The 13167-nt window shown below is 75.0% G+C and carries 10 protein-coding genes; 7 read left to right on the top strand and 3 right to left on the bottom strand.

Features of this window, described 5'->3' with window-relative positions; genetic code table 11:
* Positions 1–22: 22 nt before the first annotated feature.
* A complete protein-coding gene (locus tag SM573_RS13325; protein ID WP_474613300.1) occupies positions 23–1237 on the top strand; it encodes a hypothetical protein in 1215 nt (404 codons plus the stop codon).
* 55 nt (positions 1238–1292) lie between these two features.
* On the opposite strand, the gene SM573_RS13320 is transcribed toward SM573_RS13325, so the two are convergent.
* Positions 1293–2201 (bottom strand): NAD(+)/NADH kinase, encoded by a 909-nt coding sequence (locus tag SM573_RS13320; RefSeq protein ID WP_474616185.1) that lies wholly within the window; start codon positions 2199–2201, stop codon positions 1293–1295.
* 73 nt (positions 2202–2274) lie between these two features.
* Positions 2275–3336 (bottom strand): SPFH domain-containing protein, encoded by a 1062-nt coding sequence (locus SM573_RS13315; protein WP_474616184.1) that lies wholly within the window; start codon positions 3334–3336, stop codon positions 2275–2277.
* Positions 3337–3410: 74 nt separating this feature from the next.
* Here SM573_RS13315 and SM573_RS13310 point away from each other — a divergent pair, with 74 nt between their 5' ends.
* The gene (locus tag SM573_RS13310; protein WP_474616183.1) at positions 3411–4091 is read left to right on the top strand and encodes an NUDIX hydrolase; all 681 of its coding nucleotides are present in this window, start codon (positions 3411–3413) and stop codon (positions 4089–4091) included.
* A gap of 16 nt (positions 4092–4107) precedes the next feature.
* Here SM573_RS13310 and SM573_RS13305 read toward each other — a convergent pair whose 3' ends face one another.
* Complete coding sequence (locus SM573_RS13305) at positions 4108–4731, bottom strand: phosphatase PAP2 family protein (RefSeq protein ID WP_474613304.1); 624 nt, start codon at positions 4729–4731, stop codon at positions 4108–4110.
* A gap of 1505 nt (positions 4732–6236) precedes the next feature.
* On the opposite strand from SM573_RS13305, the gene pdhA reads away from it, so the two are divergent.
* The 5 genes from pdhA (at position 6237) to SM573_RS13280 (ending at position 13088) form a co-directional block, all read left to right on the top strand.
* Complete coding sequence (pdhA, locus tag SM573_RS13300; protein ID WP_474613305.1) at positions 6237–7412, top strand: pyruvate dehydrogenase (acetyl-transferring) E1 component subunit alpha; 1176 nt, start codon at positions 6237–6239, stop codon at positions 7410–7412.
* A complete protein-coding gene (locus SM573_RS13295; RefSeq protein WP_474613306.1) occupies positions 7412–8401 on the top strand; it encodes an alpha-ketoacid dehydrogenase subunit beta in 990 nt (329 codons plus the stop codon). Before pdhA ends, SM573_RS13295 begins: the two co-directional genes overlap by 1 nt.
* Before the next feature lie 5 nt (positions 8402–8406).
* Complete coding sequence (locus tag SM573_RS13290; RefSeq protein WP_474613562.1) at positions 8407–9849, top strand: dihydrolipoamide acetyltransferase family protein; 1443 nt, start codon at positions 8407–8409, stop codon at positions 9847–9849.
* 222 nt (positions 9850–10071) lie between these two features.
* Positions 10072–10209, top strand: a complete 138-nt coding sequence (locus SM573_RS13285) for a hypothetical protein (protein WP_165947343.1) — start codon at positions 10072–10074, stop codon at positions 10207–10209.
* Positions 10210–10553: 344 nt separating this feature from the next.
* On the top strand, positions 10554–13088 hold the full coding sequence (locus tag SM573_RS13280; RefSeq protein ID WP_474616182.1) for an LppU/SCO3897 family protein: 2535 nt from the start codon (positions 10554–10556) through the stop codon (positions 13086–13088).
* The last annotated feature ends 79 nt before the right edge of the window (positions 13089–13167 follow it).

The raw sequence follows: 13167 nt of genomic DNA, 5'->3' as shown, positions 1-13167 counted from the left end.
CCGCCCGGCGTAGGGTCGACGCATGGCCGCTCCCCGGACCCCGTACGACGCAGTGCTCGAGGCCGCCCGAGACGTGACCCGGCTGGACTGCGCCCTGGACGCCGAGATGCTCGGCGCCGCGCTGCTCGGCAGCGTCTACGCGATCGCGGAGACCGACCGCAACACCGCGGTCCGGGAGTTCGTCACCGGCTTCCTGGCGGCCACCTCGCGCCGGCGCACCGCCGCGGCCACCACCATCCGGTCGGTCTTCGCCACCCTCGTCCCGGACGCCGAGGGCGCCGAACGGGTCCGGCCGGGCAGCCAGGCGCCGTCGTGGTCCGACCAGCTCGGCCGGGTGCACGTCACCGGCACCTGGGCGTACGGCGACGTGTACGGCGACCAGACCTCCTACCTGGCCACGTTCGCCTACGACGACGAGACCGGCGGCCCGGAGCACGCCCTGGTGGCGCTCGTCGACCACAACATCGGCATCACCAAGGACATCTTCGTGGGCGGGCCGGCCGCACAGATCCTCGAACAGGTCCGCCAGGTCTGCGCGGCCGACGAGATGACCTGGTTCCGCGAGGAGGACCCGGCGCGGATGCGGGGCGAGGTGTCCCGTCACCTCAGCATCACCGACGACCTGGGCGAGCTGCCCAGCTCGGGCGCCCTCGCCACCGACCGGGCGCTGGCCGGGGCCCGGCTCGCCCTGCTGCCCGCCGCACCGGCGACCGCGGCGCACGGTGCCGAGCCGCTCTCCGGCACCGAGCGGTCGGACCTGGTCCGCCGCTTCCTCGCCTCGCCCGAGGCCGCCCGCGCCGGGCTGGACGCGGTCGACGGCCCGGAACTGGCCTCGCTGCACTTCTGCCTGAGCCTGCTGCTGGACCACGCGGCCACCTTCCCGGACGCGGACCCGCTGCGCTGGAGCCCGGCGGTCGCCGGGTTGTTCCTGCTCGACTGGGTGCACCGGCGGGCTGTGCTGGACATGGACGACGCCGCGATGCTGCCCCGGGTGCTGCGGGCCTGGGCCGCGTACGCCGGCCGGCAGCGGGGGCTCCCGGAGGGTGCGGCGGCGCAGACGGACGCGGCGATCGAGGAGATGGTGCCCGAGTTCGCCCGGCTCTACAGCACGGGCGAGCGGCGCAGCCCGGCGACCGCCGCGGTGGCCGCCCTGATGGCCGACGGGGTCGACCCGGACGACCCGGCGGCGCTGAACGCCTGGATCGAGGCCAACCGCCACCGCCTGGCCGACGACTGACCCGCGCCCCAGCCGGCCGGGGACGGTCGGCTTCGGGGCGGGCCCGGGCGCGGGGTCAGGGTTCCACCAGGTGCAGGCGGGTCCGGGCCACGGAGACCGTGAGCCGCTGACCCCAGTCGAGGCCGAGACGGTCGGTCTCCAGGCCGTCGGCGAAGACCACCAGCCCCTCGGACTCGGCCACCAGTTCGAGCCGCTCGTCGCCGTCCAGCCGCCCGGCCGTCAGGTCGACCCCGGTGACCGGGGACGGCCACGCCTCCCGGACGAACCAGCAGAGCGAGGCCTCCTCGGGAGCGGGCGGCCGTGGCGCACCCGGACGGTCGCGCGCGATCGACGCGCACCAGCCGGTCGCCCCCGTACCGCTGCCGACCACGACCCCCGAGGAGGAGTGGCGTTCCCGCCGGCGCCGGTCGCGCTCGCCCACCGAGAGGAGGTAGCGCGCCGACTGGTGGGAGGAGTGCCCGACGTACACCTCGTTGAGGCCGACCAGCTCCTGGCCGTCGTCGAGGGCAGCCCGGACCATCGTCCGGGGCCGGGTCGCCGCCTCGCCCGCGACGATCGCCGGCAGGAGCGCGGACAGCGCCCCGGCCCGGTGGCGGACCAGCACCCCGGCGTTGCGGCCGGGCTCGGGGTCCACCCCGATCACCGGCTGCCCGGTCAGGTACTTGGCGACGTTGGCCACCAGCCCGTCCTGACCGACGGCGACCACCACGTCCTCGGGGCCGAAGAGGAACCGGGGCAGGTCCTCCCGGTCGACGGCGCCGCGCCGCCAGTCGGCGGGGACGGCCGCGCCGACGGTGGTGAGCGCGGCCTGGAGCGCCTCGTGCCGGTCGATCACCTCGGCCAGGTCCCGGCCGCGTTCCCTCAGGTACCAGGCCGCCGCCGCCCGCGTACCGTGCCGGGCCACCAGCTCGTCCAGCTCGCTGCGCCGGCTCACCACCACGATCCTCGGCGCGAGGGTGCTCACCGGCCGCACCTCGCGGGCGTCGGTCGCTGCCCCGGGCCCGGACCGATCACCAGACACTGCCGGCTCCCGCCGCTCATCGGTTCGGCCCCAGCCGGGTCAGCAGGTCGGTGAGCACGTCGGGCGTGACGGTGAGCTGCCCGATCTGCGGCAGCTGACCGGCGAGTTCCCGCACGGTCAGCGCCTGGAGGACCGCCGGCGGCAGCTCGGCGTACGCGGCCAGCTTGGCCGCCTCCGCCTCGGCCTCGGCGCGCCCGACCACGCGTACGCCCTCGGCGCGGGCGACGGCGAGCGTCCGTTCCTTCTCCGCCTCGACCTCGGCGAGCAGCCGGGCCCGTTCGGCGGCCGCCACGTCGGCGACCTTCTGCCGCTCGGCCTTGCCCTGTGCGGCAACCAGCTCGGCGGCGGCGTCCAGCTCGATCCTCCGCCGGGAGTTCGCGCCGTGCTGCTCGACCAGCTGCTGCTCCCGCCGAGCCAGCTCGATTTTGTTCTGGAGCTCGTTCTCGGCGATGGAGCGCTCCTGCTCGACCGCCTGGGCCCGGCGGGCGTAGGTGGCCCGGTCGGCCTCGACCTGCACCGCCTCCCGGGTGGGTGTCTGCAGGGCCCGCTCCAGCTCGGGCTCCGGGCGGATGGCGACCACCCGGGCACTGACCACGGTCACGCCGACGTCGGCGAGCCTCGGCTCGGTCGCCAGGGTCGCCGAGACCGCCTCCCGCACCGGCGCGACGGCGGCGAGCGCCTCGGCCAGCGGCACCCGGGCGAGCAGGTCGAGCGCGGGCTGCTGGGCCAGCTCGGCCAGGAGCGTGGCCACCTGGTCGAGTGGGCGGGACCGGGCCCGGCCGGTACGGGGGTCGATCGAGAAGTCGAGCCGGCGGGCGGCCAGCGCCGGGTCGGCCACCCGGTAGGTCACGGTGGCCTGCACGGTGATGTCGGCGAAGTCCCCGGTGCGGGCGTGGAAGAGCAGCGGTAGCTCCCGGTCCTCCACCGGCACCTCGCTCAGGACGGCCTGGAGCGGCCGGTACCAGAACGACAGGCCGGTCCCCTCCCGGCGCACCCGCCCGCCCACCTGCAGGCGGGTCCAGCTCGTCGGCGTCCCGCGCAGGTGGCGCAGGAAAAGTCTCCTCGTCACGTCGGCCATCGCCCGTACCTCCATTTCTCGTCATCACGACGATAAACACTCTGCTAGATTATCGTCAAGGTGGTGATAAAGAAATGGCCGAGCACCCGCCCTTCGCGGTGACCGTCGACCTGGTGGTGCTCACGGTCCGGTCCGACGCGCTCAACGTGCTGCTGGTCCGCCGCGGCATCGAGCCCTACCAGGGGCGCTGGGCGCTGCCGGGCGGCTTCGTCCACATCGACGAGGACCTGCCCGCCGCCGCCGTCCGCGAGCTGACCGAGGAGACCGGCCTCGCCGAGCCGGCCGGGCACCTGGAACAGCTCGGCACGTACGGGCGGCCCGACCGGGACCCGCGCGGGCGCGTGGTGACCGTGGCCTGGCTGGCCCTCCTACCCGACCTCGGCAGTCCGGTCGCCGGCACCGACGCGGCCTCGGCGGAGTGGCTGCCGGTCAGCCGCCTCGCTCCGGGGCAACTGGCCTTCGACCACGACCGGATCCTCGCCGACGGGGTGGAGCGGGCCCGGTCGAAACTCGAGTACACCTCGCTGGCGGCGGCGTTCTGCCCCCCGGAGTTCACCGTGGCGCAGCTACGGGCGGTCTACGAGACGGTCTGGGGCACCCGGCTGGACCCGCGCAACTTCCACCGCAAGGTCACCGGCACTCCCGGCTTCGTCGAGCCGGTGGGCCGGTCCACCGAGGGTGACCGGGGACGACCGGCACAGCTCTTCCGCCGGGGCCCCGCCACGCTGCTGCACCCGCCGATGCTCCGCCCCTGACGCTGACGCCGCGGCGTCAGCGCAGCGCGGCGAAGACCAGCCCGGCCACCAGGCCGCCGACCAGCCCACCCACGACCACCTGCGGCACGGTGTGGTCGCGCAACCGCACGCGGGACCAGCCGACCAGGAGCAGCAGCGGCGCGGTGAGCAGCAGCCTGCCCCCGAACGTGAGGGCCAGGATCACCACGGTGCCGGCGGCCACGGCGGTGTGTATCGACATCTTCCAGCGGTGGCTCACCGTCACCGCCACGACCAGGCCGACGACACCGGCCGCCGCCAGCGCCAGCACCGGACGCGGCGCGCCGAGCCCGGCGAGCAGGGCCAGCCCGGCCACGACCGAGCAGAGACCGACGAGCAGGGGGACGCGGCGCTGCTCCCGCAGCCCGACGTGGTGGTCGGTGAGCCGGCCCCGGCGTACGCCACCGACGATGTACGCGAACGGGATGCCGCTGACGAAGAGGGCGGCGAGCAACCCCCACCCGAGCCCGTGCACGCCCCGGGTGCTGTGCCAGCCGACCGCCACCATCAGCACCGAGACCAGCACCGCGGGCGCGGTCGTCTCGGTGACCACCCGGGCCAGCCGCAGTGTCGGACCGGGCCGGGGTGCCGGGGACGGGCGAGATCGCGTACCGCCGCCCACGCCGTCTCCTCCACGTGCACACGTCGGCCGGATCGGCCGGCGGCTCAGCCGCTCCCGATCGTCACAGTCGTCCCGGACCGGCCGCCCGGTCCGGCCGGGCTGCGGCGCTGCCGGCTGATCTCACCGTACCGGCAGCGACGTGCGCCGGTGGTCGTCCGCGGGCTCCCGGGACGACGGCACCCCGCGACCCGCCGTCGGCGGCGCGCTCCCGGCGGGAGAGCGCCCGGAGGCGGGGGTCACGGACGGACGCGCACCCGTGGTCGGGCCGGAGGGATCGGCGGTCGGACGAGGGTGAGCGGTGACGGTCGGTGGCGAGCCTTCCACGTCCGGCGGGCCGCTCGGCGGCGCCGAGTCGGTGGGATCGGCCGTCGGCGGCGGGGTCGGTTCGGTGGTCGTGGCGGACGGCGAGGGCGTGGCGGTGGGCTCGTCGGTCGGCGAGGCGCTGGGCGTCGGGGTCACGGTCGGGGACGCACTCGGCGTCGGCGTGCGCGATGGCGGCGGGACGCTCGGCGCGGGGCGCGGCGGCGGGGGCACCGGTCGCCGGGGACCCGGAGGCACCCCGCCCGAACCCGTCCCGGCGCGGTCCACGCCACCGCGCTCTCGCTCGGACTCGCGGGCCGGCAGTCCAGGTGACCAGCCACTCACCGCCGAAGGGCTGGTCACGGGGCGGGCGGGTGGCGGCGCCGGCTGACTGAACGCCGGCAGCGGGACGACCACCGGCCCGACGGACGGCGTCGGGATGAACGGAGTGCTGCTGTCGGGCAGCGCCGTGCTGCCCACCGTGGCCGAACCGGTGCTGATCGCCGCCAGGATCGGCATCGAGGCGGTGCCGGCCAGCAGCGCGACGGTGAAGAGGTAGCCGCGGGACGGACCGGCCGAGCCCGGAGCGCGATGCGCGCCCACCACCCGCCGGTAGCCGCCGTTTGCCGCGCGGTGTCGACCGAGCAGCGGCGTACCGGGATCGTCGGCCGGCTCGGACACCGGGGCCTCCCTCGTCGTCGATCGTGGACGGTCCCGGACGTGGGCCGGGCCAGCAGATGTGGCAAACCGCCCGATCAAGGCGATCCTGCCGGGAACCAGCCTGGCCCAGTAACGCTCCGTCCGCCAGACCCCTACAGCGTGTCGCCACGGGCAACTACCCGAACGGTGACGAACCATCACCGGATCGTCGCCGGGCGCGCCACGCGCCGATATTGACAAAGGCCGCGAAGCGCTCGGGGGAGATAGACCAGGCCGGGCGTACTGTGGGCCCGCTCACCACCTCTGCGAATATGGAGCACGACGGCAACGCAGCCGCGGCCTCCGCGCATCCTCGCGGCAGGCGCGGCGGATGCCGGCGCTCCCCGAACCGGGTTCGGCCAACTGAATCCGGCTCACGCCGCGCGGCAACCCCCACCGGGGCTAGGCGCGGCCGCCAGAACCGGTCCGGCACCGCCGGGCCGGCGCAGGATTTGCGCGGTCGGGTGACCCCCCGGTGCCGGCGCAGACACGACAGGGAGAGACGGATGGCAAAGGGCGACCCCGGGGCCGGGACCCGCAGCAGGCGGGCCGCACCCCGTTCCAGGAAGGGCGCGGGCGGCGACCCCGAGCTCGTACAGCTGCTCACCCCCGAGGGTGAGCGCATCGAGAGCGTCACCGGGCCGGACGGCACCGAGTACCGCGTCGACTTCACCGACGAGGAGTACCGGGGCCTCTACCGCGACCTGGTGCTGGTACGGAAGCTCGACGCCGAGGCCACCGCGCTGCAGCGCCAGGGCGAGCTGGGCATCTGGGCCAGCCTGCTCGGCCAGGAGGCGGCGCAGGTCGGCTCCGGTCGCGCCCTGCGTACGCAGGACATGGCCTTCCCGACCTACCGGGAGCACGGCGTCCTCTACTGCCGGGGCATCGACCCGATCATGCCGCTCGGCCTCTTCCGGGGCGTCGACCAGGGCGGCTGGGACCCGAACGAGTTCAAGTTCAACATGTACACGATCGTGATCGGGGCCCAGACCCTGCACGCGACCGGGTACGCCATGGGCGTCTCCATGGACGGCAAGACCGGCACCGACGACGGCGAGGCGGTGATCGCGTACTTCGGTGACGGCGCCAGCAGCCAGGGTGACGTCAACGAGGCATTCGTCTGGGCCGGCGTCTTCAACGCGCCGCTGGTGTTCTTCTGCCAGAACAACCAGTACGCGATCTCGGAGCCGCTGGAGCGCCAGACCCGGATCCCGCTCTACCAGCGCGCGGCCGGGTTCGGCTTCCCGGGCGTGCGGGTCGACGGCAACGACGTGCTGGCCACGTACGCGGTGACCCGGACGGCGCTGGACAACGCCCGGCACGGGCAGGGCCCGAGCCTCATCGAGGCGTACACCTACCGGATGGGCGCCCACACCACCTCCGACGACCCGACGCGCTACCGCATCGCGAGCGAGGTCGAGGCGTGGCAGGCCAAGGACCCGATCGCCCGGATGAAGGCCTTCCTGGAGAAGCAGCAGATCGCCGACGCCGACTTCTTCGCCGAGGTCGACGAGCAGGCCAAGCGCGAGTCCGTGCACCTGCGCGAGCGGGTACTCGCGATGCCCGACCCGGAGCCGATCACCCTCTTCGACCACGTCTATCCCCACGGATCGCCCCTGCTGGATCAGCAGCGCGAGGAGTTCAGCCGGTACCTGGAGTCGTTCGAGGGGAGCGCCCACTGATGGCCACGGAGACGCTCAGCATCGGCAAGGCCCTCAACGTCGGCCTGCGTCGCGCCCTGGAGACCGACCCGAAGGTCGTCGTCATGGGCGAGGACGTCGGCAAGCTCGGCGGTGTCTTCCGGATCACCGACGGTCTGCAGAAGGACTTCGGCGACCAGCGCGTGATCGACACCCCGCTCGCCGAGTCCGGCATCATCGGCACCGCGGTCGGCCTGGCCATCCGCGGCTACCGGCCGGTCTGCGAGATCCAGTTCGACGGCTTCGTCTACCCGGCGTACGACCAGATCGTGTCCCAGGTGGCGAAGATGCACTACCGCTCCCGGGGCAAGCTGCGGATCCCCATGGTGATCCGCATTCCATTCGGCGGGGGCATCGGCGCCGTCGAGCACCACTCCGAGTCGCCCGAGGCGTACTTCTCGCACACCGCCGGGCTGAAGGTCGTGTCCTGCGCCAACCCGCAGGACGCGTACGTAATGATCCAGCAGGCGATCGCGTCGGACGACCCGATCATCTTCCTGGAGCCGAAGCGGCGCTACTGGGAGAAGGGGCCGGTCGAGCTGGACGCCCCGCTGGCCGACGCGTACCCGTTGCACGCCTCCCGGGTCGCCCGCCCCGGTAGCGACCTCACGCTGCTGGCGTACGGCCCGATGGTCCGCACCTGCCTCGACGCGGCGACCGCCGCCGCCGAGGACGGCCGCGACCTGGAGGTCATCGACCTGCGCACGCTCTCCCCGCTGGACCTCGGCGTGGTGTACGAGTCGGTGCGGCGCACCGGCCGGGCCGTGGTCGTGCACGAGGCACCCTCCAATGTCGGTCTCGGCGCGGAGATCGCGGCCCGGATCACCGAGGAGTGCTTCTACTCCCTGGAGGCCCCGGTGCTGCGCGTGGCCGGCTTCGACACCCCCTACCCGGCGGCCCGGGTGGAGGAGGAGTACCTGCCCGACCTCGACCGGGTGCTCGACGCCGTCGACCGCACCTTCGGCTGGTGAGCGACATGTCCCGGATCAAGGAGTTCAACCTGCCCGACCTGGGCGAGGGTCTGACCGAGGGTGAAATCCTCAGCTGGCTCGTCAAGGTCGGCGACGTCGTCGAGCTGAACCAGCCGATCGTCGAGGTGGAGACGGCCAAGGCGGCCGTCGAGATCCCGGCGAAGTGGGCCGGTCGGATCCAGACGATCTTCCACCCCGAGGGCACGACGGTCGAGGTCGGCACGCCGATCATCGCGATCGACACCGACCCGGACGCCGGCCCGCTGGACACCCCGCCGCCGAGCGGTGACGGCCCCGTCCCGTCGGCGGCCTCGCTGGCGGCGGTCGAGGTGGCGCCGGCCGAGGGCATGGTCGAGCCAGGCCTCATCGGCGGCCCCGCCCCGGGTGGGCGGACGGCGGTGCTGGTCGGTTACGGCCCGCGTACGACCGCGGCGAAGCGCCGGCCCCGCAAGGGGGACATCCCGACGCAGGCCACCCCGGCCGCGGCTCCGGCCGTTCCGGCGCCCGCGCCGGTCGCGCCGGCACCGGCCCCGGGCGGTTCCCACGGGCAGAACGGGCGGGCGACGGGCGTGCTGGCCAAGCCGCCGGTGCGCAAGCTCGCGAAGGACCTGGGTGTCGACCTCCGTACGGTGACCGGGTCCGGCCCGCTGGGCTCGATCACCCGGGAGGACGTGCAACGAGCCGCCGCGGGCACGGTCGAGCCGGCCACCGCCGTCGCGACCGCCACGGCGGCGGCGAGCTTCGGCGCCGACCGGGAGCAGCGCATCCCGGTCAAGGGGGTGCGGAAGCTCACCGCGGAGAACATGTCGCGCTCGGCGTTCACCGCCCCGCACGTGACGGAGTTCCTTACCGTCGACGTCACCCGGGCCATGAAGGCGCTCGACCGGCTCCGCGGCCGTCGCGAGTGGCGTGACGTCCGGGTCTCGCCGCTGCTGCTGGTGGCGAAGGCGGTGCTGCTCGCCGTGCGGCGGCACCCGATGATCAATTCGTCCTGGGCGGGCGACGAGATCGTCGTCAAGGAGTACGTCAACCTGGGGATCGCGGCCGCGACCGACCGGGGCCTGATCGTGCCGAACGTCAAGGACGCCGGCCGGCTCACGCTCCGCGAGCTGGCCGACGCGCTGACCGACCTGGTGCAGACGGCCAAGGCCGGCCGGACCACCCCGGCGGACATGTCCGGCGGCACCCTGACCATCACGAACGTCGGTGTGTTCGGAGTGGACACCGGCACGCCGATCCTGCCGCCGGGCGAGTCGGCGATCCTGGCCTTCGGCGCGATCCGGGAGATGCCGTGGGTGCACAAGGGCAAGGTGCGCCCACGTCAGGTCACCACGCTCGGCCTCTCCTTCGACCACCGGATCATCGACGGTGAGCTCGGGTCGAAGTTCCTTCGGGACGTCGGCGACTTCCTCACCGATCCGGAGGCGGCCCTGCTCGCCTGGACCTGACCGGTCCACCGCACCAGCCACGGCCGGTGTGCCCGGGGTTAACACCCGGCACACCGGCCGTGTCCGTTGGGAGACAGAAACTTCGGAGAAGCTCGCCTCTGGCCTTCGATTGTTCGGCTCGTGTCGCAGCTCACCTAATAATCGATGGAAGTCGGCGTCCGGATGGGGTTCAATAGAGACATCAAGGGGCTGACAACCGAATAGCCGGAGGAGAGACCGACCATGAGCATGATCGAGCGAATCAAGACCCGCCGCGACGCCAACCGCCGCGCCCGTGCCATCGAGCACGCGCTGCGCTCCGCGAACTCGCCGGCCGTCCGCGAGGAGCTTCTCGCGATCGCCCAGCGTCACATGAGCTGACGCACCACGACATTCCTCACCTCCTCCAGATCGATGACCCGCCCGGACGCCCCGGGCGGGTCATCGGCGTTTCACAGCCCTCGGCACCGGGATTCCACCTAGGCGCAGCGCCCGGTACGGTGGGCTTCGGTCGTCGTCCGCCGACCCGCGACAGGTCGAGCCGACAGAGACAGTTCGACATGGAGTGACCACGCGGAGTGACGACCGGTGCTCCCCGGATGCCGTGCACGGCCACCGGATACGGTGCGGGGAGCCCGGCACGGCCGGTACGCCGGCGACGCCGGCAGCCACGCCGACGAGACCAACCGGCACCGGCAGCCGACATGTGATGAGGAGGCGCACCGATGACGTCCGAGGGCCCGCACCACCCCGGCCAGGAGCCGGACGAGGTGTCGCCGGGCGCCGGCGGACCGGCGCCGTACGGCGAACGCCCGGCGCAGCCGGGGACCTACGGCAACGGCGGCCCGGATTTGGGTTGGGCGCCCCCGCCACCGGCAGGATCCCACCCCGCAACTCCGGCCTGGGCGGCACAGAACGAGCAGCCGCCCGCCCCCTGGAACGCCGGTCAGACACCGCCGCCCGCCGACCCGGGGCAGCCCGCCCCGTGGGACGCGACCGGTGCCCCGCAGCCCGCCTGGGGCGGGCAGGGCGAGCCGGCCGGGCAGGCCTGGGCCGACGCCTCCGAGCAGCCCGCCTGGGCGCAGGCGCAGGCGCAGCCCGTGCGCGGTGCCGCCCAGGTCCCGGTGCCGCAGGCCTGGCCGCAGGACGACGCGCCCCGCTCCGGCGGGTGGACGCCGCAGCAGCAGCCCGGTGCGGTGCCGCCGCAGGGCGACCAGCCCGCACCCGGCGGCTGGGGCACCCCGGCGCAGGGGCAGGCGAACGGCGGCTGGCCCGATGCCGGCGCCCGCCCGGACGAGTCCGCACCCGGCAACGGCTGGGCCGGTGGTCCCGCACAGGACCACGCCGCCGGCACGGGCGGTTGGACCCCGGGCCAGCAGCAGGCCGACCAGCCGGCCTGGGCGCAGGGCGAGCAGCCGGCACCGGCGTGGACGCCGGCCGAGCCGGCCGCGCGCGGCGCCGCCCAGGTGCCCACCGCGGACGACTCGGCCGCTTCCGGCGGGTGGCCCCCGCAGCAGGACGTGAACGGCTCCGGCGGCTGGCAGGCCGCGGCCGCGGCCCAGTCCAGCCCGGCCGCGCAGCCCGAGAACTCCGGCGGTTGGCGGGCCGGCACCGCGACCCAGCAGGACGAGGGCGGGCAGCCCTGGGGGGCCGGCCAGGACGACCGGCCCCGGCAACCCGATTGGTTGATCAACCAGGCCCAGGACCATCCGCAGGACCCCCGGGCCTCGGGTGGTTGGGGCGAGCCGGCCTCCGACCAGGCCGGCGCCGGCGGCTGGCCGGCCGACGCGGGCAGCGCGCCCGCGCGGGCCAGCGCCAGCGTGCCGGGTGCCGGTGCTCTGCCGCAGCGCACCCCGTCCGACCGTGCGGTGCCCGACGTGGAGCCGTGGGCGCCGGGCGAGGCGTGGGGCAACGCCGACGCCGACTCCGGGAACCGGCCGGCCGAGGAGGCCCCGATCTACCAGCCCGGTCCCGCACCGGGAATCTCGCCGGCGAACGCCGTGCCGCTGCCGCCGCAGGAGGCGCGGGTGCCGGGCGCGAGCCTGGCCGCCGCCCCGCCGGCCGACTACGTGCCGCCCGCCGAGTTCCCGCCGCCGGCCCCGTTCGGCGCGGCCGCCGCCCAGCCGACCTCGGGCGAGCGGGGCGACTGGCCGTCCGCCGAGCCGGCGTACGAGCCGGAGCAGCCCGCCTGGGGTGCGGAGGCCCGCACCGACGAGCCCGCCTCGCCGGCCGGCCCGGTGGTGCCCGCGCCGCGCACCTCTCCCGAGTCCGGCGCGGCGGCCGGTCGTGCCACGGCGAGCGCCGCGGTGCCACTGGCCAGCCGGGTGATGCCGCCGACCGACCAGCCCGCACGGCCGGAGGGCACGTCGACCCCGCAGCCCCGGGTGTACGGGCGTCCCGCCCGGCCCGAGCCGGCTGACGAGCCGGAGCAGGCCGCTCCGGAGGCGTACGGGGCGAACGCGCGCCCCGAGGTGCAGCCCCGCTTCGACGAGCGGGAGCTGGCGCCCCCGTCCCCCGGTGGCTACGCCGACTCCGGCCCGCAGCAACCGGGCCCGCCGGCACCGCCGTCGTTCCCGCCGGGCGTGCCGACCTTCGCGGAGCCGCCGAACAACACCCGCCCGGTCAACGGGACGCGTCCGCACCCGGGCGAGCGGCCGGCCGACCCGTTCGGGTCGCCCGCACCCCACGATCCCGGTGTGCCCCCGGCGGCGGGCTACGGCCCCCCGTCGCTTCCCGACCACCAGCCGGCGCCCACCAGCGCCTTCCCACCGGCGTTCCCGCCGCCGCCGCAGCAGCCGGTCCCGTCGTGGGCACAGAACGGGCCCGACCAGCAGCAGCCGGCTCCGTGGGCGCAGAGCCCGTCCGCGCCGGAGCAGAACCGGTTCGACGCGTTCAGCCCGGACGAGCAGCCGAAGATTGAGACGCCGGCCGCGCCGCCGCCGAAGGTCCGCAACGGGCGGGTCCTGGCCGCGGTGCTGACCGCCGCGGTGCTGATCCTGGCCGTGCCGCTCGGCCTGCTCTTCCTGCTCGGGAAGATCGGGGGGGACCAGGCGCCGGCCTTCGACCCGGCGGTGGGCACCTGCGTGAAGCAGGCCGGCGAGGGTGCCGCCCCCGCCGAGTGTGGCGAGGCGGGCGCGTTCACCGTGGTCTCGAAGGTGGACAACAAGGACAAGTGCGCCGACCCGGCCCAGCCGCACGTGGTGCTGCCGGGCGACGGGGCCAACCGGGTGCTCTGCCTGAAGCCGGCCGCCACCCAGTAACCGACGATCACGGCGGCGGGGGCGCGGGACTGCCGGGGCCCCCCGCCCGGTGGGGGGGCCCCGAGGGGGGCGAGCCCCC

The sequence above is a fragment of the Micromonospora xinjiangensis genome (assembly GCF_056150165.1).
The sequence above is the reverse complement of the archived record's forward strand: the minus strand, read 5'-3'. Positions and strand labels throughout refer to the sequence as shown.

Bases quoted from the DNA above. Each gene is read 5' to 3' on its own strand.
- SM573_RS13325 (WP_474613300.1), top strand. From the start codon at position 23: ATGGCCGCTCCCCGGACCCCGTACGACGCAGTGCTCGAGGCCGCCCGA.
- SM573_RS13280 (WP_474616182.1), top strand. From the start codon at position 10,554: ATGACGTCCGAGGGCCCGCACCACCCCGGCCAGGAGCCGGACGAGGTG.
- SM573_RS13290 (WP_474613562.1), top strand. From the start codon at position 8,407: ATGTCCCGGATCAAGGAGTTCAACCTGCCCGACCTGGGCGAGGGTCTG.
- SM573_RS13315 (WP_474616184.1), bottom strand. From the start codon at position 3,336: ATGGCCGACGTGACGAGGAGACTTTTCCTGCGCCACCTGCGCGGGACG.
- SM573_RS13310 (WP_474616183.1), top strand. From the start codon at position 3,411: ATGGCCGAGCACCCGCCCTTCGCGGTGACCGTCGACCTGGTGGTGCTC.
- SM573_RS13295 (WP_474613306.1), top strand. From the start codon at position 7,412: ATGGCCACGGAGACGCTCAGCATCGGCAAGGCCCTCAACGTCGGCCTG.
- pdhA (WP_474613305.1), top strand. From the start codon at position 6,237: ATGGCAAAGGGCGACCCCGGGGCCGGGACCCGCAGCAGGCGGGCCGCA.
- SM573_RS13285 (WP_165947343.1), top strand. From the start codon at position 10,072: ATGAGCATGATCGAGCGAATCAAGACCCGCCGCGACGCCAACCGCCGC.